This window comes from Cupriavidus alkaliphilus (assembly GCF_900094595.1).
In the GTDB taxonomy this organism is placed as follows: domain Bacteria; phylum Pseudomonadota; class Gammaproteobacteria; order Burkholderiales; family Burkholderiaceae; genus Cupriavidus; species Cupriavidus alkaliphilus.
The window spans coordinates 370,471-389,913 of the sequence record NZ_FMAD01000001.1; the positions used below are offsets into that span (position 1 = coordinate 370,471).

The following is a 19,443-nucleotide window of genomic DNA, read 5'->3' on the forward strand; positions in this document are numbered from 1 at the left end:
CGCCGTCTCGTGGCGGCGCTGTGGGTGTGAACAACGGGCGCGCTCAGCGCGGGAAGCTGCTCTCGAGCTGGCGCACCACCTCGAGCAGGCGCGGCCGCACTTCCTGCAGCAGGAATGACGGCGACAGCCGGAACGACGGCCCGCCCACGTTGAGCGCCATGGGCGGCATGCCCTGGCCGGGCTCGAAGCCGCGCGCGATGCCGTTGACATCGGCCTGCCACTCGCCCATCGAGCAGGTCACGCCGAGCTCGCGGTGATCGGTCAGCGCCTGTTCGATGCCCTGGCGCAGCCGCGGCCAGGCCACATCGTCGACATCGCGCACCTGCTCCATGAAGGCTTGCCGCTCGGCGTCGGTGACCACCGCCAGCCAGGCGCGGCCGATCGCCGAGGTCGCTACCGGAATACGCGAGCCGGTATCGAGCGTCAGTGCAATCGCGGCGCTGCTGCGGCAGTGCTCGACATAGATCATCGAGAAGCGGTCGCGCGTGCCCAGCGACACCGTGCCGCCGGAGAAATCGGCCAGCTCCTGCATCAGCGGGCGCGCCACCTTGCGGATATCCAGCCGCGACAGCATGGCGCTGCCCAGCCGCAGGCAGGCGGTGCCCAGGCTGTACTGCTGGCTGCCTTCGGCGCGCGCCAGGTAGCCCAGCCGGGTCAGGGTCGAGGTCAGGCGCGATACCGTGGACTTGGGCAGCTGGCAGCGCCGCGCGATTTCCTGGTTGCCCAGGGCGCGGTCGCTGGTGCGGAAGCACGCCAGCACCTCGAGCCCGCGCGCCAGCGCGGTGACGAAATGGCGGTCTTCCTTGGTGGTGCCGGTGGATCGATCGTGCATGGCCGATGGCTCCATGGTGGCGCGAAAGCGGCGCCCAAGCGCGTGGCATCCCTTTCGCCGGTGCTGCAGGACAGATGGGTAGCGCTTGCGCTCAGCCGCCGTCGCCGGTGTCCAGCAGCGCCTGCAGTTCCACCTTGCGCACCTTGCCGGTGGCGGTCAGCGGAAACTCGGCCAGGATGCGGATCTCGGGCACCTTGTAGACCGCCATCTGCTCGCGGCACCAGGCATGCAATGCATCGGCGCTGGTGCCGTCGGCATGCTCGGGGCGCAGGCGGATAAAGGCCACCGGCACCTGGCCCTTGTCGGGGTCCGGGCGGCCGACCACGGCCGAGCCCAGCACCGCCGGGTGGCGCGACAGCAGCACCTCCAGTTCGGACGGGAACACGCTCATGCCGCGTACCTTCAGCATCTCCTTGCGCCGGCCCAGGAAATGCAGGTAGCCGGCCTCGTCATACGCGCCGATATCGCCGGTGCGGAACCAGCCGTCGCGGAACACCTCGGCGTCGACGTCGGGACGGCCCCAGTAGCCCTTGAACAGCGACGGCGTGCTGACCACGATCTCGCCTTCCTCGCCAATCGGCAGCACCGCGCCGGTGTCGAAGTCGCAGATCTTGATGCGCGTGCCCGGCACCGGCAGGCCCACGAAGACCGGGCGCCCGCGCAGGTCCAGGTCGTCGGCCTGCATGCCGGTGGTGAAGGTGTCGCTGGTATGGGTCTCGGTCATGCCCCACGCGCCTTCGGCAATGATGCTGCCGGTCAGCGCGTGCCAGCGCTGGCGGATGTCGGGCGTGATCTTGCGGATGAACGAGGCCGCGCGCGTATGCTGCAGCGAGCGCAGGTCGTAGCGGCCGCACTCGGGATGGTTCATCAGCTCGACGGCGTTGTCGACCACGACGAAGGTGCGGTTGACGCGGTAGCGCTCGATCGCGGCCATCACCGCGACCGGGTCCCAGCGCGCCAGCAGCACCACGGTCGCGCCGCTGAAGATCGGGTAGATCAGGCCCAGGTTCTCGCCCGCGATCCAGAACATCGGCAGGAAGTTCAGCATCACGTCGTCGGAGCCCTCGGCCAGGCGCGCGGCGTCGACGCCGCCGGTCAGCGCATACGAGGCCGCGGCGGTGTACAGCATGTCGCGCTGCGTGTGCATGCAGCCCTTGGGCAGGCCGGTGGTGCCGCCGGTGTAGTTCAGCGCGGCCAGCGCGTCCAGGTCGACCGGCGGCAGCGCCACCGGCGCGGTCTCGCGCAGCGCCTGCAGCAGGTCGATGGCGCCATCGACGGCCAGCGCGGGGGCATCCAGCCCGGCCGGCAGCGGCAGCCCGGGCTGCGCCGGCAGCATGGCGCCGGCGCTGGTGGTGTAGACCGCCCGCAGCGCGGTCTGCGCGCGCACCGACATCAGCAGCGGCGCCAGCTGGTCCTGCACGATGATGGTGGTGGCGCCCGCATCGTTGAGCTCATACACCAGCTCCTGCTCCTTGAAGAGCGGGTTGACCGGCACGTATACCGCGCCCAGCTTCAGGATGGCGTAGAACACCACGTGGAACTGCGGGCAGTTGCCCATCATCACTGCCACGCGGTCGCCCGCGCCGACGCCGCGGCCCTTGAGCAGCGCGGCGCAGCGCTCGGACAGGTCGTCGAGTTCGGCATAGGTGACAGTGGTGCCGTACCAGACCAGCGCCGCATGGTGCGGGCGCTTGCGCGCCCACGCGCGCAGGTAGTCGCCCAGCGGGGCCTCGCCTTGGGGGTACACCGGTGCGTCGGGCAGGCCGGCGGGCCAGATCTTGCGATGCCGGGCTTCCAGGTCGGCGAAGAACGCCTGTTCGTCCATGTGCTGTCTCCTCTTGCTGTCGCTCTGGTGGTGTCCGCCGCCGCGCCTACCAGGCGTCGACGAAGGGGCGTATCGGCCGCTGGGCACGCTGTGGGTCGGCGGCGCCCGCGTCGAGTCCGCTGACCAGCCACTGCCGCGTGGCGGCGGGATCGATCACCGCATCGAGCTCCAGCGCCGCCGCGGCGTTGATGGCATGGCCGCGTTCGTACATCTGCGCCACCAGCTGCTGGTACAGCGCATCGCGCTGCGGCCCGGCCGGCAGCGCTTCCAGCTCCTTGCGGAAACCGAGCCGCACCGCGCCCTCCAGCCCCATGCCGCCGAACTCGCCGGTCGGCCACGACACCGTGAAGCTGGGCGCGCGGAAGCCGCCCGCGGCCATCGCCATCGCGCCCAGGCCATAGCCCTTGCGCAGCACCACCGCCAGGAACGGCACGCGCAGCTTGGCGCCGACCACGAACATGCGCGACACGTGGCGCACCTGGGCGCGGGCCTCGACCTCGGGGCCGACCATGAAGCCCGGCGTGTCGATCAGCGACACGATCGGCAGTCCGTGCGCGTTGCACACCTGCATGAAGCGCGCGGCCTTGTCGGCGGCGTCGGCGTCGATGGCGCCGCCGAGGTGGCGCGGATTGTTGGCGAGGATGCCCACCGGCCGGCCTTCGATGCGCGCCAGCGCGGTATGGATGCCGGTGCCGAAGCCCGCGCGCAGCTCCAGCACGCTGCCGACGTCGGCCAGCCCGTCGATGGCGGCACGGGTGTCGTACACGCGCAGGCGGTTCTCGGGCACCACGTGGCGCAGCGCCAGCGGGTCGGGCGCCTGCCACGCTTCGAGCCGGCCCTGGAACATCGACAGGTAGTGCCTGGCGGCGGCCACCGCCGCGGCTTCGTCGTCGACCAGCAGGTCGGCCACGCCGTTGTGGTACTGCACTGCGGCCGGACCGATGTCCTCGGGCCGGAACACGCCCAGGCCGCCGCCTTCGATCATGGCGGGACCGGCCATGCCGATGTTGGCGTTGCGCGTGGCGACGATCAGGTCGCAGCAGCCCAGCAGCGCGGCATTGCCGGCGAAGCAGCGCCCGGAGGCGATGCCGACCACCGGCACTTCGCCGCTCAGCTCGGCGAAGGCGCCGAACGATGGCTGGTAGAGGCCGGCCACGGTGGGGAAGTCGACATCGCCCGGGCGCCCGCCGCCGCCTTCGGCAAAGATCACCGTGGGCAGGCGGTTGCGCAGCGCCACCTCCAGGATGCGGTCGGTCTTGGTGTGGTTGCGCTTGCCCTGGGTGCCGGCCAGCACCATGGCGTCGTAGGCCAGCACCGCGCAGCGCGCGCGTTCGGGCGCGAACAGGCTGCCGTTGATGGTGCCGGTGCCGGTGATCAGGCCGTCGGCGGGGGTGTTGGCAATCAGGTCGGCCTCGCTGCGCCGGCTCGCCTGCGCCGCCAGCGCCAGCCCGCCGTATTCGCGGAAGCTGCCGGCATCGCACAGGTCGTCGACATTCTCGCGCGCGGTGCGCTGGCCGCGCGCATGGCGGCGCGCCACCGCCTCCGGGCGGGCCGCGTCGTACAGGAAGGCATGTCGATCGAGCACGCGCTGCAGGTCGGGGCGGATCGCCGCGGGGTCGGCGCATTCGGCGTCGGCGCCGGCATGCGCGCCGGCGTCGGCGGGCTCCAGCACCAGCATGACCTGGCCTTCGGCCACCTGCTCGCCGGATGCGGTGCGCAGGTCGATCACGCGTCCGGCCTGTTCGGCCACGATGGCATGTTCCATCTTCATCGCATCGAGCACCGCCACGGTCTGGCCGGCCTTGACCACGTCGTTCTCGCGCGCCAGTTCGATCACGCGGCCGTTCATCGGCGCGCGCACCGCGCACAGGCCTTCGCCCAGTTGCTCTTCGAAGCTGGCGCTGCTCGACGTGGCCGCCACCGGCGTCGCGGCGGCGCCCGCCAGCGCGTGCCTTGCCGCGTGCTGCGCGCCGATCTGCGCGGCGCGTTCCAGCAGCGCGGGCAGCGCCGTCTCGATGTAGCGGGTATGCACCTGCTGGCTGGCAAAGTCATCGCGCTCGGCCAGCGCGCGCAGCAGGTCCAGGTTGGTGGCGATGCCGGCGATATTGAACTCGGCCAGCGCGCGCTGCAGGCGCCGCACCGCGTCGGCGAAGTGGTCGCTGGCCGAGGTGACGATCAGCTTGGCCAGCAGCGTGTCGTAATGCGCGGACGGGGCATAGCCGGTATAGCCATGGGTGTCGACGCGCACGTCCGGCCCGGTGGGCGGATCGAAGCGCTCCAGCCGGCCCTGCGCCGGCCGCGCCAGCCCTTGCGGGTCGGTCGCTTCCGCGTTGACGCGCACCTGGATCGCATAGCCGCGCACGCGCGGCGGATGCCGCGGGTCCAGCCCCATCTCGGGCAGGCGCCGGCCCTGGGCCAGTCCCAGCTGGACCGCTACCAGGTCGATCCCGGTGACCTGCTCGGTGACGGTGTGCTCCACTTGCAGGCGCGGGTTGGCCTCGATAAAGACGAAGGGCAGGGTCGCGCCGTCGCGGCCGGCGCCGTCCTCGGGCTCTTCGACCAGGAACTCGAACGTGCCCAGGCTGCGGTAGCGCGCCTCGCGCGCCAGCGTGCAGGCGGCGTCGACGATGCGTTGGCGCAGCGCGGCATCGAGCGCCGGGCTGGGCGCGATCTCCACCACCTTCTGGAAGCGGCGCTGCAGCGTGCAGTCGCGCTCGCCCAGCGCGATCACGCTGTCGCTGTCGCCGGCGATCTGCACTTCGATATGGCGCGCACGGGCGACCAGTCGCTCGGCGTAGAGGGCGTCGACGCCGAACGCCGAGCGGGCTTCGGAGCGGCAGCGCGCATAGGCTTCCGGCAGGGCGTCGCGTTCGCGCACCACGCGCATGCCGCGCCCGCCGCCGCCGCCCACGGCCTTGAGCACCACGCCGGCGCCGTCCTGCTCGTCGAAGAAGGCCGTCACCGCATCGAGCGTGGCCCCGCCCGGCGTGGCCGGCATCACCGGCACGCCGCAGCGGGCGGCCAGCGCCAGGGCGCGGCCCTTGTCGCCGAACAGGGCGAGGTGTTCGGGCTCGGGTCCCACGAAGACGATCTGCACCGCCGCACAGGCGCTGGCGAAATCGGCGCGCTCGCTCAGAAAACCGTAGCCGGGGTGGATGGCATCGCAGCCGGTGGCTCGCGCGGCGGCGAGGATGGCGTCGATGTCGAGATAGGCCGCGGCACCTTCGCCCTGCAGCGCGACGGCTTCGTCGGCGAGCAGGCGGTGCCGGCTGCCGGCATCGTCGGTGGCGTAGACGGCCACGGTGGCGATGCCGAGATCGCGGGCGGCGCGCTGCACGCGCAACGCGATCTCGCCGCGATTGGCGATCAGGAGCTTCTTCACAAATGTCCCCTTCCATGCGAAGCGGCGGCACAGGATTACGCAAGCGCGCAAGCGCGCAAGCGGGTTGCGCTGCCGGCTTCTTGTTTTTGTGGTTTGTGATTCTGCGAGGTGGAATCTACGCGGCCAGCCAGGGGGTCACAAGCGCGATGCGCCGGAACCATGTATGACATGCCGCGTGTGCATAGAGCCGGGGAGAGGGAGGGGATTTGCCGCTGTTTTGTTCTGCATTGCAGAATTCAGCCGGCTGTGGCGGGCGAGATGTCTCGCCCCGGGGGTGCGGCGGCGATGCGCCGCCGAAGGAAGCCGCGTCACGGGCGTGCCGCGGGATGCAACCCTCTCCCGCGTGTCGGGAGAGGGAACAGCGATACCGGACGATCAGCCGATGCGCATGCCCGGCACCGCGCCGCTGTGCGGCTCGAGGATGTACAGGCCGGGCGCGGCCTTTTCATCCGCGGCCGAGGCCGCCAGCACCATGCCTTCGGACACGCCGAACTTCATCTTGCGCGGCGCCAGGTTCGCCACCACCACGGTCAGCTTGCCCACCAGCTGCTCGGGCGTGTAGGCCGACTGGATGCCGGAGAACACGTTGCGGGTGCGGCCTTCGCCGAGGTCCAGCGTCAGCTGCAGCAGCTTGTTCGAGCCTTCCACCTTCTGGCATTCGACGATCTTTGCCACGCGCAGGTCGATCTTGGCGAAGTCATCGATGGTGATGGTGTCGGCGATCGGCTCGATCGCGGCTGCGTTCGCGTTGGTGGCCGGCGCCGCGGTCGCCTGCAGCGATTCGCGGTTGGCGGCCAGCAGCGCGTCGACCTGCTTGGCATCGACGCGCGTCATCAGGTGCTGGTAGGGCTGTACCGGGCTGGCGGCCGACAGCTGCTGGTCGATGGCACGCCAGTCCAGCGGCGCGACGTTGAGGAAGCGCTCGACGCCGGCGGCCACGTTGGGCACCACCGGCTTCAGGTAGATGGTCAGCAGGCGGAACGCCTCCAGCGAGACCGAACATGCCGCATGCAGCGCGGCGCGCTTGCTGTCGTCCTTGGCCAGCTCCCACGGCTTCTCGGTGTCGACGAAGGCGTTGACGGCATCGGTCAGTTCCATCACCAGGCGCAGCGCCTTGCTGTACTCGCGGCTTTCATACAGGTGCGCCACCTGCGGCGCGGCCTGGCGCAGCTGCTCCAGCAGCGGATGGGCCAGCGCGGCTTCGTCGACCTTGCCGTCGAAGCGCTTGACCAGGAAGCCCGCGGCGCGGCTGGCGATGTTGACGTACTTGCCGATCAGGTCGCTGTTCACGCGCGCGATGAAGTCGTCGAGGTTCAGGTCGAGGTCTTCCATGCTGGCGTTGAGCTTGGCGGCGAAGTAATAGCGCAGCCACTCCGGGTTCATGCCGGTGTCGATATAGCTCTGCGCGGTGATGAAGGTGCCGCGCGACTTGCTCATCTTGGCCCCGTCGACGGTCAGGAAGCCGTGGGCGAAGACATTGGTCGGGGTGCGGTAGCCCGAGAAACGCAGCATCGCCGGCCAGAACAGCGTGTGGAAGTACAGGATGTCCTTGCCGATGAAGTGGTACTGCTCGGCGGTCGAGTGCGGGCCGACCCAGGCGTCGAAATCGATGCCGCGCTGCTGCGCCAGGTTCTTGAAGCTGGCGTAGTAGCCGATCGGCGCGTCCAGCCACACGTAGAAATACTTGCCCGGCGCGCCGGGGATTTCGAAGCCGAAGTAGGGCGCATCGCGCGAGATGTCCCAGTCGGACAGGGTCGAGGCCTCGCCCTCGGCGCCCAGCCATTCCTGCATCTTGTTGGCGGCTTCGGGCTGCGCCAGGTCGGCCACCCACTCGCGCAGGAAGCTTTCGCAGCGCGGATCGGACAGCTTGAAGAAGTAGTGGGCCGACGACTTGCGCACCGGCGTGGCGCCCGATACCACCGAGTAGGGGTTCTTCAGGTCGGTCGGCACGTAGGTGGTGCCGCACACCTCGCAGGAATCGCCGTACTGGTCCTTGGCGCCGCACTTCGGGCACTCGCCCTTGATGAAGCGGTCGGGCAGGAACATGTTCTTGACCGGGTCGTAGAACTGCTCGACCTCGCGCTCGGCGATCAGGTCCTCGGCCTTCAGGGCCAGGTAGATCTTTTCGCACAGTTCGCGGTTTTCCTCGGCGTCGGTGCTGTAGTAGTTGTCGAACGACACCAGGAAGCTGTCGAAATCGCGCTTGTGCTCGGTCCAGACGCGGTCGATCAGCGCCTTGGGCGTGATGCCTTCCTTCTCGGCGCGCAGCATGACCGGGGTGCCGTGGGTGTCGTCGGCGCCGACGTAGTAGACCTCGTTGCCCATCATGCGCTGGAACCGCACCCAGATATCGGTCTGGATGTACTCCACCAGGTGGCCGATATGGATCTGGCCGTTGGCGTAGGGCAGGGCGGATGTGACGAGGATGCGACGTGCGGTCATAAACAGGAGCCGGTCAGGAGCGGGGGAAATCGAGGGGTCGGCGCCAGCCAGGACGGGCAGGCGCGTGCCGGGAAGGGGCTATTTTAACAACTGGCCGGCCGCCGCGCGGCGGTTCCGCATCGCGGAATAGGCGGGGCGCCGGATCCGCGCGGGCAAAAAAAAGCGCCGGTCAGTGCCGGCGCAGCTTTCCACAACGGAAAAGGAGGAGAAATCAGGTACCGCCCGGGAGGTCAGCCACCCATCGCGAGCCAGCAACGGTGGCAAGCGGCACCTGTTTCTATGACAGGGTCACCCTTGAATTGGTTTCAAAAAAATTTCGACGCGGCGATTTTGTGCCCGTCCGGCCTCGGTCCCGTTGTCCGCGACCGGCTGGCTCTGGCCGCGGCCTTCGGCGCTCAGGCGGTTGCGTGCGACGCCGCGATCACCCAGGTAACCCGCCACGCTCTGGGCGCGGCGCTGCGACAGCTGCATGTTGTAGTTGGGGTTGCCGGTGCTGTCGGTATGGCCGACGACGTTGGCGCTGACGTCCTGGTGCTGGCCCAGCGTCTGCGCGACCTGGTCGAGCACCGAGCGGAACGACGGCTTGATGGTGGCGCTGTCGGTGTCGAAGGTGACCTGGCTGGGGATGTTGACCTTCAGCGAGCCGTCCGGCTGCTCGGTGATCTGGGTGCCCGTGCCCGCGGTGTCCTTGTTCAGCTTGCCGCGGATCGCGTTCCAGTTGTAGCCGGTCGCGCCGCCGATGGCGCCACCGACGGCCGCGCCCACCAGCGTGCCGGTGGTGTTGCCGCCGATCAGGTTGCCAAGCCCCGCGCCGACCGCGGCCCCGACGCCGGTACCAACCGCCGTGTGGGTTTGCTGTTCGGTGGCGCAGCCGGCGGCCAGCAGCGTGGCGGCGGCGAGCGAAACGGTAACGAGCTTGATCTTCATGCTTTCTCCTTCTGATGTTCCCGTAAATGTTCTTGGTACCGCGTCGCGATGGTAACGCCAAGGCAAGCGGCAGGTAACCCATTGTGCGCGTCGGTCAGGCCGGGCGCGGCACCGCTCGCGGTGTCGGCATGCCGGGCCGCCCAACCGCACTACAATATGGATATGGCGGCGCGCGCACAAGTGCAAGCTTGTGAGATTTGTAATTGTCTGTAATCCCCCACCCGACAGAGGGGATTGCGCGCGGACTTCCGGCGTTCATGGCCGGTGCTGCATACTTTGATACATTAGGCGCAGGCCATCATGCGCCCGTTCCCCACTATCCAAGCGGAGTTTGTCTTGAGCCTCAGCACTGAGCAGGTTACCGAAGCCCTGCGCACCGTCATCGACCCCAATACGGGCAAGGACCTGGTGTCCACCCGCTCGGCCAGGAACATCCGCATCGATGGCGGCGAGGTATCGCTGGAGGTGGAACTCGGCTATCCCGCGAAGAGCCAGTTCGATCCGATCCGCAAGCTGGTGGTGGCCGCGGTGCGGCAGGTGCCGGGCGTGACCAATGTCAGCGTGGGCGTGAGCATGAAGATCGTCGCCCACGCGGTGCAGCGCGGCGTCAAGCTGCTGCCGGGCGTGAAGAACGTGATTGCGGTGGCGTCGGGCAAGGGCGGCGTGGGCAAGTCGACCACGGCCGTGAACCTGGCGCTGGCGCTGGCTGCCGAAGGCGCGCGCGTGGGCATGCTCGACGCGGACATCTACGGCCCCAGCCTGCCGATGATGCTGGGCATCGACGGCCGGCCGGAATCCGCCGACGGCCAGACCATGGAGCCGCTGGAGGGCCACGGCCTGCAGGCCAACTCGATCGGCTTCCTGATCGAGCAGGACAACCCCATGGTGTGGCGCGGCCCGATGGTTACCTCGGCGCTGGAGCAGCTGCTGCGCCAGACCAACTGGCACGATCTGGATTATCTGATCGTCGACATGCCGCCGGGCACCGGCGACGTGCAGCTGACGCTGTCGCAGAAGGTTCCGGTCACCGGCGCGGTGATCGTGACCACGCCGCAGGACATCGCGCTGCTGGACGCCAAGAAGGGCCTGAAGATGTTCGAGAAGGTGGGCATTCCCATCCTGGGCATCGTCGAGAACATGGCGGTCTATTGCTGCCCGAATTGCGGCCATGTCGAGCATATCTTCGGACACGGCGGCGGCGAGAAGATGTGCGCCGACTACGGCGTCGACCTGCTCGGCAGCCTGCCGCTGAACCTCAGCATCCGCGAGCAGGCCGATTCCGGCCGCCCCACCGTGGTGGCCGAGCCGGACAGCCCGGTGGCCGAAATGTACCGCGCGATCGCGCGCAAGGTCGCGATCAAGGTCGCCGACAAGGCGCGCGACATGACCAGCAAGTTCCCCAGCATCGTCGTGCAGAACACCTGAGCGCTCCGCCTGCCGCCATGGACAGCCAGCCCACCGCCAACCCGCCGCCGCCCGGCACCCGCCCCGCCGTCACCATGGCCGTGGTGATGCGCAAGGTGGCGCTGGCCAACCGCTGGCAGCCCTGGAAATGGCAGCTGGACGCGGTGCTGCCCGACCTGGGCGAGTTCGGCACGCAGCCGGTGTGCCTGGAGCACGATGCCCACGGCGCGCGCTGGCTGTACCCGGGCTACGAGGTGGAGCTGTTCCGCGACCAGGGCGAGGGCTACTACCTGAACCTGACCTCGGCCACGCCGTGCTGGTTCGTGATGTGGCGCATGCCCGAGGACGAGGGCGAGGGTGACGAGGCGCATCCGGTGCCGGTCACCGTGACGCTGTCGTACAACGAGGCCGGCCGCTGGCTGGATGCCGGCGAGACCGTCGAGAACGTGCCGCTGGCCCCGGAGCAGCGCGACTGGCTGCAGGCCTACGTCAACGAACATTACCGGCCCGAGCCCAAGCAGCGGCGCCGGCCCGAATCCTTCAAGGCGCCGGACCAGCGCGCCCGCTATTGATCCCTGACACCACCGAGAAGCGGCCCTGCCCATGAGCGAATCGTCCTTCCTGTCGCGCTGGTCGCGCCGCAAGGCCGCGGTGCGCGAAGGCGTGGCCGTGCCCGCAGAACCGCCGCAGCCGGCGGTGCCCGCGGCCGAGGCAGTCCCTGCGACCGTCCAGGCCGGCCCCGAGGCGCCGCAGAGTCCGCCGCCGACGCTGGCCGATGTCGCGGCCCTGCGGCCCGGTGACGAGATCGCCCGCTTCGTCGCGCGCGGCGTGGACGAATCGGTCAAGCGCGCCGCGCTGAAGGCACTGTTTGCCGATCCGCACTTCAATGTGATGGACGGGCTCGATATCTATATCGACGATTACAGCAAGCCGGACCCGATTCCGCTCGCGATCCTGCGACAGTTGCGCCAGGCCGAGACCCTGGGCCTGTTCGAGCCGACCGACGAAGAACGCGCCGCGGCCGAAGCCGCGGCCCGGCTGGCGGGGCCGGACCAGGTATCGCCTGCTACGCATGAGGTGCCGCGGCAAGAGGCCGAGGATGCGCCAGTGCCGCCGGCGCAGGCCGAGGCGCCGGCAGGCGGCGAAACGCCGCCGGCAGCAGGCAGTCAAAGCGAACAACAGGGCCAGCAAGACCCGCATAAACGCGCGTAGCCCAGAGCGGCAGCGCAGGCCTACAATAGGCATCCCCACAATCCGCCGGCCCGCAGACCCCCGAAAGAAGGGACGTCCGGACCGGTCAGCCGCACTCGCCATGCCGACGCTGATCTGCAATTGCAACGACACCATGCCGCTGGACGGGGCGGCATTGTCAGACGCAACCCGCGACGCCAGCCAGGGACCGCTCAAAGTCCATCGACTGCTGTGCCGGCGCGAAATCGGTGACTTCACTGCCGCGCTGGACGGCACCGACGACGTGATCGTCGCCTGCACGCAAGAACGCCAGCTCTTTACCGAGGTGGCCGCGCAAGCCGCGCAGGGCCGCGATGGCCAGGCGGTAGTAACCGCGCCGGTGCGCTTCGTCAATATCCGCGAGACCGGCGGCTGGTCGCAGGGTGCCCGGCGCGACCCCAGGACCGCCAACGCCAAGATCGCCGCGCTGCTGGCCGTGGCCGCGCTGCCCGAACCCGAGCCGGTGCCGGTGGTGGACTACCGCAGCGACGGCGCCGTGCTGGTGCTGGGCCCGGCCGCGCGCGCGCTGCCGTGGGCCGAGCGGCTGGCGGCGATGCAATTCGAAGTCACGGTGCTGCTGACCGGTAGCGACCCGCGCGACGGCACCGCCGCGCAGCCCGCGGCGCGCGCCTATCCGGTCCACAGTGGCCGGCTGGCCGCGCTGAGCGGCTGGCTCGGCGCCTTCGAGGCCAGTTGGGAAACCGGCGCCGGCCGCAGCAACCCGATCGACCTGGACCTGTGCACGCGCTGCAATGCCTGCATCGAGGCCTGTCCGGAAGACGCGATCGATTTCAGCTACCAGATCGACCTGTCGCGCTGCCGCGCGCATCGCGATTGCGTGCGCGCCTGCGGCGCCGCCGCGGCGATCGACTTCGACCGTCCGCCGGGCACCGGCACGGGCCGCTTCGACCTGGTCTTCGACCTGTGCGACACGCCCGCCTTCACCATGCACCAGCCGCCGCAGGGCTACCTCCATGCCGGCGCCGACCCGGTCCGCCAGCAGGCCCAGGCGCTGCTGCTGGCCGGACTGGTGGGCGAGTTCGAGAAGCCCAAGTTCTTCCGCTACAAGGAAAGCCTGTGCGCGCACGGCCGCAACCAGACCACCGGCTGCACCGCCTGCATCGATATCTGCTCGACGCAGGCCATCGCCTCGCGCTGGCATGACGGCAAGGGCCGCATCGAGGTCACGCCCAACCTGTGCATGGGCTGCGGCGCCTGCACCACGGTTTGCCCCAGCGGCGCCATCAGCTACGGTTATCCCGGCCCGGAGACGACCGGCGCGCGGCTGCGCACGCTGTTGTCCGCCTACCGGCAGGCCGGCGCGCGCGATCCGGTGGTGCTGCTGCACGGCGAGGAATTCGGCACGCCCGCGCTGCTGGCTTTGGGCCGCGCCGCCCGCGGCGGCAAGGCGCGGGGTGTGCCCGCGCAGGTCATGCCGCTGTCGCTGTTCCATCCGGCCTCGGTGGGGCTGGAGCTGTGGCTGGCCGCGCTGTGCTGGGGCGCCAGCCGCGTCGCCGTGCTGCTGACCGGCGACGAGGCCCCGCAATACCGCACCGCGCTGCTGGAGCAGATGGCGGTCGGGCGCGCGCTGCTGTCGGGCCTGGGCTATGACGGCGAGGCGCTGTCGCTGGTCGAGTCCGCCGACACCGAAGCGCTCGATGCCGGCCTGGCGGCGCTGCGCCCGGCGCGCAACGCGCTGCCACCCGCGGCCTTCGGCCCGGTCGCGGCCAAGCGCGAGCTGCTCGACTTCGCGCTCGACCACCTGGTGCGCCATGCGCCGTCGCCGGCGCAGAGCGTGCCGCTGCCGGCGGGCGCGCCCATCGGCGCCATCGCCGTGGATACCGGCAAGTGCACCTTGTGCCTGGCCTGCGTCGGCGCGTGCCCGTCGCAGGCGCTGCGCGACAACCCCGAGCGTCCCGTGCTCAGCTTCATCGAGCGCAACTGCGTGCAGTGCGGGTTGTGCGAGAAGACCTGCCCCGAGGACGCCATTGCCCTGGTGCCGCGCCTGCTGGCCGGCGACGCGGCCCGGCGCCCGGTCACGCTCAACGAGGCCCAGCCGTTCCATTGCGTGCGCTGCGCCAAGCCGTTCGGCACGGCGCAGATGGTCGAGTCGATGCTGGTGCGCCTGGCCGGCCATCCGGCCTTTGCCGGCGCCGCCGCGGAGCGTCTCAGGATGTGCCCCGACTGCCGCGTGGTGGACATGATGGAACGCGACCCCGGCGCCATCACCGGCGCCACCCTGCGCTGAGACCCGGCCCGGGCCACCGGGCACAATTCATCACGACATGACAGATTTCCAGCCGATCCAGCTCACCGCCGCACCGCCCGCCGACCCCGCGGACAGCGAAGACACCGCCCGCGCCGACCTGTACGGCCTGCTGGCGACGCTGTTCTACCGCGCCCCCGACGCGGCCTTGCTGCATCACATCGCGGCCAACCGGGCCGTGGGCGAAGATGCGAAAACGGTGCTGGGCAAGGCGTGGAATGCGTTGTGCGACGCAGCATCCGAAACCACCGCGGCGGAAGCCGAGGAGGAGTACCGGCAACTGTTCGTCGGCGTGGGCCGCCAGGACGTGTTCCTCTACGGCTCCTTCTATATGACGGGCTTCCTCAACGAGCGCCCGCTGGTGGCGCTGCGCGAAGACCTGGCCCGCTATGGGCTGGAGCGCCACGAAGGCGTCAGCGAGACCGAGGACCACATTGCCACGCTGTGCGAGGTGATGCGCTTCCTGGTGGCGGGTGACGACCTGTCGGTGTCCAACCTGGGCGAGCAGCAGCGCTTCTATGCGAAGCATTTGCAGCCGTGGATCGAGCCCTTGTGCGAGGCGGTGGCGGCGCACCCGCAGGCGCGCTTCTATCGCAGCGTGGCCGGACTGCTGGGCACCTTCGCCGGCGTCGAGGCGGTGGCGCTGGAAATGACCTGAGCGGATCCGGGCGCGGGACCGATGCGGCGCAAGGCGCAGGTCCGGACCGGCTGCCTAGCTCAAATGGGAGCAGAAGGTAAGGAAAAACCCGTGCTTGTCATGGTCTTTCCTTCCAGTTGAATCTAGAATATGCATAACAACGCATAACGGCACAACCATCGGGCTTTGACAACCGAGGAGCCCCCACATGAGAGAAAAGCCAACCAGGGTCGGGCGCCGCACGTTTCTCGCGGGCGCCGGAGTTGTGGCCGCCGCCACGGGTGCGGCAGCGCTGAGCGCGCGCGCCCCCGCTGTGCCGGGCCAGGCTGCAGCCCTGCCGGAACCCACCGATCCTCCGTCGGACAGCAAGGGTTACCGGGTCTCCGACCACATCCGCAAGTATTACCGGACCACGCTGGTGTAACTGCCACGGCGGCGTGGTCTGGCGCGCCGCCCGCAACCGGACGCTACCCAATCGTCCGTTTCTGAGGTGAGACATGATCTTGACCCGCAAACGCGCGGCGCAGGGCGCATCCGCCCGCCTCGCTGATGGCCTTGCCAATCGGCCCGAATCCGCCGGCGCAAGCTCCGGCCGGCTCTCCCAACGACTCGCGGCCAGCCTGGCCGGCGCCATGCCGACCATGGACCGCCGCGGCTTCCTCAAGCGCTCCGGCATCGGCGTCGGCGCCGGCCTCGCGGCCGGGCAGCTGACGCTGCTGCGCAAGGCCGACGCTGCCGACGACAAGAAGGCAGCCGCCGGCGACGGCAAGACCGGCATCGTGGTCCGGCGTACCGTGTGCGGCCACTGCTCGGTCGGCTGCGCAGTCGACGCGGTGGTGCAGAACGGCGTGTGGATCCGCCAGGAGCCGGTGTTCGATTCGCCCCTGAACATGGGCGCGCACTGTGCCAAGGGTGCGGCGCTGCGCGAGCACGGCCACGGCGAATACCGGCTCAAGTACCCGATGAAGCTGGTCAACGGCAAGTACCAGCGCATCGGCTGGGACCAGGCGCTCGACGAGATCACCGCGAAGATGAAGGAGATCCGCCAGCAGAGCGGCCCGGATTCGATGTTCTTCGTCGGGTCTTCCAAGCACAGCAATGAGCAGGCCTACCTGATGCGCAAGTGGGTGTCGTTCTTTGGCACCAACAACACCGACCACCAGGCGCGCATCTGCCACTCCACCACGGTGGCGGGCGTGGCCAATACCTGGGGCTACGGTGCGATGACCAACTCGTACAACGATATGCAGAACGCCAAGGCGGCCCTGTATATCGGCTCCAACGCGGCCGAGGCGCACCCGGTGTCGATGCTGCACCTGCTGCATGCCAAGGAGAATGGCTGCAAGGTGATCGTGGTCGATCCGCGCTTCACGCGCACCGCGGCCAAGGCGCACCATTACGTGCGGATCCGCTCGGGCACCGATATCGCATTCCTGTTCGGCGTGCTGTACCACGTCTTCAAGAACGGCTGGGAAGACCAGAAGTACCTGAACGACCGTGTCTACGGCATGGACAAGGTCAAGGAAGAGGTGATGGCCAAGTGGACTCCCGACAAGGTCGAGGAGGTCACCGGCGTGCCCGAGGCGCAGGTCTACCTGGTGGCCGAGACCATGGCCAAGAATCGCCCCAGCACGCTGGTGTGGTGCATGGGCCAGACCCAGCACACCATCGGCAACGCGATCGTGCGCGCCTCGTGCCTGGTGCAGCTGGCGCTGGGCAATATCGGCGTGGCTGGCGGCGGCGCCAACATCTTCCGCGGCCACGACAATGTGCAGGGTGCCACCGACGTCGGCCCCAACCCTGACTCGCTGCCGGGCTACTACGGCCTGGCCACCGGCGCATGGAAGCACTATGCGGCGGTGTGGGGCGTGGACTACGAATGGATCAAGAAACAGTTCGTGTCGCAGGCGATGATGGAAAAGTCCGGCACCACGGTGTCGCGCTGGATCGATATCGTCACCGAGAAGAACGAGCTGATCGACCAGGACAACAACGTGCGCGGCGTGTTCTTCTGGGGCCATGCCCCGAACTCGCAGACGCGCGGCCTGGAAATGAAGAAGGCCCTCGACAAGCTCGACCTGCTGGTGGTGGTGGACCCGTACCCGTCGGCGACCGCGGCCATGGCCAACATGCCGCCGGCCGAGGGCGACAAGGTCAACCCCAACCGCGCGGTGTACCTGCTGCCCGCGGCGACGCAGTTCGAGACCTCGGGCTCGTGCACGGCGTCGAACCGCTCGCTGCAATGGCGCGAGAAGGTGATCGAGCCCCTGTTCGAGTCGATGCCCGACCAAACCATCATGCAGGCGTTCGCCGACAAGCTCGGCTTCGGCAAGGAGCTGTCGAAGAACTACAAGATGATCGAGGTCAAGCGGGCTGGCCGCACCTGGATGGAGCCGGAGCCCGAATCGATCCTGCGCGAGATCAACGCCAGCAACTGGACCATCGGCTACACCGGCCAGTCGCCCGAACGGCTGAAGTCGCACATGCGCAATATGCAGATGTTCGATGTCAAGACGCTGCGCTGCAAGTCGGGCAAGGACCCGGTGACCGGCTACGACCTGACCGGCGATTACTTCGGGCTGCCGTGGCCGTGCTATGGCACGCCGGAACTGAAGCACCCCGGCTCGCCCAACCTGTACGACACCACCAAGCACGTGATGGACGGCGGCGGCAACTTCCGCGCCAACTTCGGCGTGGAGCGCGACGGCGTCAACCTGCTGGCCGAGGATGGCTCGCACTCGCTGGGCGCGGAGATCACCACCGGCTATCCCGAGTTCGACCACGTGCTGCTGAAGAAGCTGGGCTGGTGGGACGACCTGACCGATGCCGAGAAGGCCAAGGCCGAGGGCAAGAACTGGAAGACCGACCTCTCCGGCGGCATCCAGCGCGTGGTGCTGAAGAACCATGGCTGCCATCCGTTCGGCAACGCCAAGGCGCGCGCGGTGGTGTGGAACTTCCCGGATCCGATCCCGCAGCACCGCGAGCCGCTGTACTCCACGCGTCCCGACATGGTCGCGAAGTATCCGACCCATGACGACAAGATGGCGTTCTGGCGGCTGCCGACGCTGTACAAGTCCGTGCAGCAGCGCAATATCGAGAACAAGGTGGCCGAGAAGTTCCCGATCATCCTGACCTCCGGGCGGCTGGTCGAGTACGAGGGCGGGGGCGAGGAAACCCGTTCCAACCCGTGGCTGGCCGAACTGCAGCAGGAGAACTTCGTCGAGATCAACCCGCGCGCCGCGTCCGACCGCGGCATCCGCAACGGCGACTACTGCTGGGTCAAGACCCCCACCGGCGCCACGCTGAAGGTGCGCGCGCTGGTGACCGAGCGGGTCGGTCCCGATACCGCCTTCATCCCGTTCCACTTCTCGGGCTGGTGGCAGGGCAAGGACCTGAAGGACTACTACCCCGAAGGGGCGATGCCGGTGGTGCGTGGCGAAGCGGTCAATACCGCCACCACGTATGGCTATGACTCGGTGACCATGATGCAGGAAACCAAGACCACCATTTGCCAGATCGAGCGGTTTGCCTAAGCGCAGAGGAACACCATGGCACGCATGAAATTTATCTGTGACGCCGAGCGCTGCATCGAGTGCAACAGCTGCGTCACTGCCTGCAAGAACGAGCACGAGGTGCCCTGGGGGGTGAACCGGCGCCGCGTGGTCACGGTCAACGATGGCATGGTCGGCGCCGAGAAATCGATCTCGGTGGCCTGCATGCACTGCTCGGACGCCCCCTGCATGGCGGTCTGCCCGGTCGACTGCTTCTACCGCACCGAGGATGGCGTGGTGCTGCACGACAAGGACGTCTGCATCGGCTGCGGCTACTGCTCCTATGCCTGTCCGTTCGGCGCGCCGCAGTTTCCGTCGACCGGCACCTTCGGCGTGCGCGGCAAGATGGACAAATGCACATTCTGCGCCGGCGGTCCGGAGAAAAACGGCTCGGAGGCCGAGTTCGAGAAATACGGCCGCAACCGGCTCGCCGAAGGCAAGCTGCCGCTGTGCGCCGAGATGTGCTCGACCAAGGCGCTGCTGGGCGGTGATGGCGACGTGATTGCCGACATCCTGCGCAACCGCGTGATCAAGCGCGGCACCGGCGGCGACGTGTTCGGCTGGGGCACGGCCTACGGCAATGCCCAGGCCGGCGCGAAGCCCGCGGCACCGGCGCAGCAGCCGGCGCCGGCACCAGCCGCGCCCGCCGCGCCGACCGCGCCGGCAGCCACGGCACCCGCAGGAGGGAAAGCGTCATGAATCGCATCCGCGTCGTTGCACTGGTGTCGCTGTGCGGCGTGCTGCTGGCCGCGTGCGGCGAAAAGCCGCAGACCATCGGCCCGTCGCACCGCAAGGCCGACGCCCAGGCGTTCCAGGGGGCCCCGGACGACCCGTTCGTGGCCAAGGGCTGGACCGCGGGCGACCGCAACAGCTGGAACAACCAGATCCGCCAGCGCAACCAGTTGCAGAACGAGTACAACCGGGTGCAATGACCGCGCCGCCGTGTG

General features: G+C 68.9%; 14 protein-coding genes. 9 read left to right on the forward strand and 5 right to left on the reverse strand.

Going from position 1 to position 19,443, the window contains the following annotated elements; all coding sequences use genetic code 11:
- Positions 1-43 precede the first annotated feature (43 nt).
- The 5 genes from GA0116996_RS01720 to GA0116996_RS01740 all read right to left on the reverse strand — a co-directional run bounded on the left by GA0116996_RS01720 (position 44) and on the right by GA0116996_RS01740 (position 9,408).
- On the reverse strand, positions 44-832 hold the full coding sequence (locus tag GA0116996_RS01720; RefSeq protein ID WP_092306719.1) for an IclR family transcriptional regulator: 789 nt from the start codon (positions 830-832) through the stop codon (positions 44-46).
- Between the two features lie 91 nt (positions 833-923).
- Positions 924-2,657, reverse strand: a complete 1,734-nt coding sequence (locus GA0116996_RS01725) for an AMP-binding protein (protein ID WP_092306721.1) — start codon at positions 2,655-2,657, stop codon at positions 924-926.
- 46 nt (positions 2,658-2,703) lie between these two features.
- The gene (locus GA0116996_RS01730; RefSeq protein WP_092306723.1) at positions 2,704-6,039 is read right to left on the reverse strand and encodes a carboxyl transferase domain-containing protein; all 3,336 of its coding nucleotides are present in this window, start codon (positions 6,037-6,039) and stop codon (positions 2,704-2,706) included.
- A 375-nt stretch (positions 6,040-6,414) separates the two neighbouring features.
- Positions 6,415-8,481, reverse strand: a complete 2,067-nt coding sequence (gene metG / locus GA0116996_RS01735; RefSeq protein WP_092306725.1) for a methionine--tRNA ligase — start codon at positions 8,479-8,481, stop codon at positions 6,415-6,417.
- Positions 8,482-8,769: 288 nt separating this feature from the next.
- The gene (locus GA0116996_RS01740; RefSeq protein WP_018008064.1) at positions 8,770-9,408 is read right to left on the reverse strand and encodes a YiaD family glycine zipper/OmpA-like lipoprotein; all 639 of its coding nucleotides are present in this window, start codon (positions 9,406-9,408) and stop codon (positions 8,770-8,772) included.
- A gap of 336 nt (positions 9,409-9,744) precedes the next feature.
- Here GA0116996_RS01740 and apbC point away from each other — a divergent pair, with 336 nt between their 5' ends.
- The 9 genes from apbC (at position 9,745) to GA0116996_RS01785 (ending at position 19,428) form a co-directional block, all read left to right on the forward strand.
- Entirely contained in the window at positions 9,745-10,833 is a 1,089-nt protein-coding gene (gene apbC / locus GA0116996_RS01745; RefSeq protein ID WP_092306727.1) for an iron-sulfur cluster carrier protein ApbC, read from the forward strand.
- A 17-nt stretch (positions 10,834-10,850) separates the two neighbouring features.
- Entirely contained in the window at positions 10,851-11,384 is a 534-nt protein-coding gene (locus GA0116996_RS01750; RefSeq protein ID WP_092306729.1) for a DUF3305 domain-containing protein, read from the forward strand.
- Positions 11,385-11,415: 31 nt separating this feature from the next.
- Entirely contained in the window at positions 11,416-12,024 is a 609-nt protein-coding gene (locus GA0116996_RS01755; protein WP_092306731.1) for a DUF3306 domain-containing protein, read from the forward strand.
- 100 nt (positions 12,025-12,124) lie between these two features.
- Positions 12,125-14,290 carry a 4Fe-4S binding protein gene (locus GA0116996_RS01760; protein ID WP_092306733.1) on the forward strand — a complete coding sequence of 722 codons (2,166 nt, stop codon included), beginning with the start codon at positions 12,125-12,127 and terminating at the stop codon, positions 14,288-14,290.
- A 37-nt stretch (positions 14,291-14,327) separates the two neighbouring features.
- Positions 14,328-14,966 carry a TorD/DmsD family molecular chaperone gene (locus GA0116996_RS01765; protein ID WP_092306735.1) on the forward strand — a complete coding sequence of 213 codons (639 nt, stop codon included), beginning with the start codon at positions 14,328-14,330 and terminating at the stop codon, positions 14,964-14,966.
- A gap of 187 nt (positions 14,967-15,153) precedes the next feature.
- A complete protein-coding gene (locus GA0116996_RS01770; protein WP_092306737.1) occupies positions 15,154-15,369 on the forward strand; it encodes a formate dehydrogenase in 216 nt (71 codons plus the stop codon).
- A 73-nt stretch (positions 15,370-15,442) separates the two neighbouring features.
- Positions 15,443-18,478 (forward strand): molybdopterin-dependent oxidoreductase, encoded by a 3,036-nt coding sequence (locus GA0116996_RS01775; protein ID WP_092306739.1) that lies wholly within the window; start codon positions 15,443-15,445, stop codon positions 18,476-18,478.
- 15 nt (positions 18,479-18,493) lie between these two features.
- Positions 18,494-19,195, forward strand: a complete 702-nt coding sequence (fdh3B, locus tag GA0116996_RS01780; RefSeq protein WP_092306741.1) for a formate dehydrogenase FDH3 subunit beta — start codon at positions 18,494-18,496, stop codon at positions 19,193-19,195.
- A complete protein-coding gene (locus GA0116996_RS01785) occupies positions 19,192-19,428 on the forward strand; it encodes a hypothetical protein (RefSeq protein WP_018008073.1) in 237 nt (78 codons plus the stop codon). Before fdh3B ends, GA0116996_RS01785 begins: the two co-directional genes overlap by 4 nt.
- Positions 19,429-19,443: the final 15 nt, after the last annotated feature.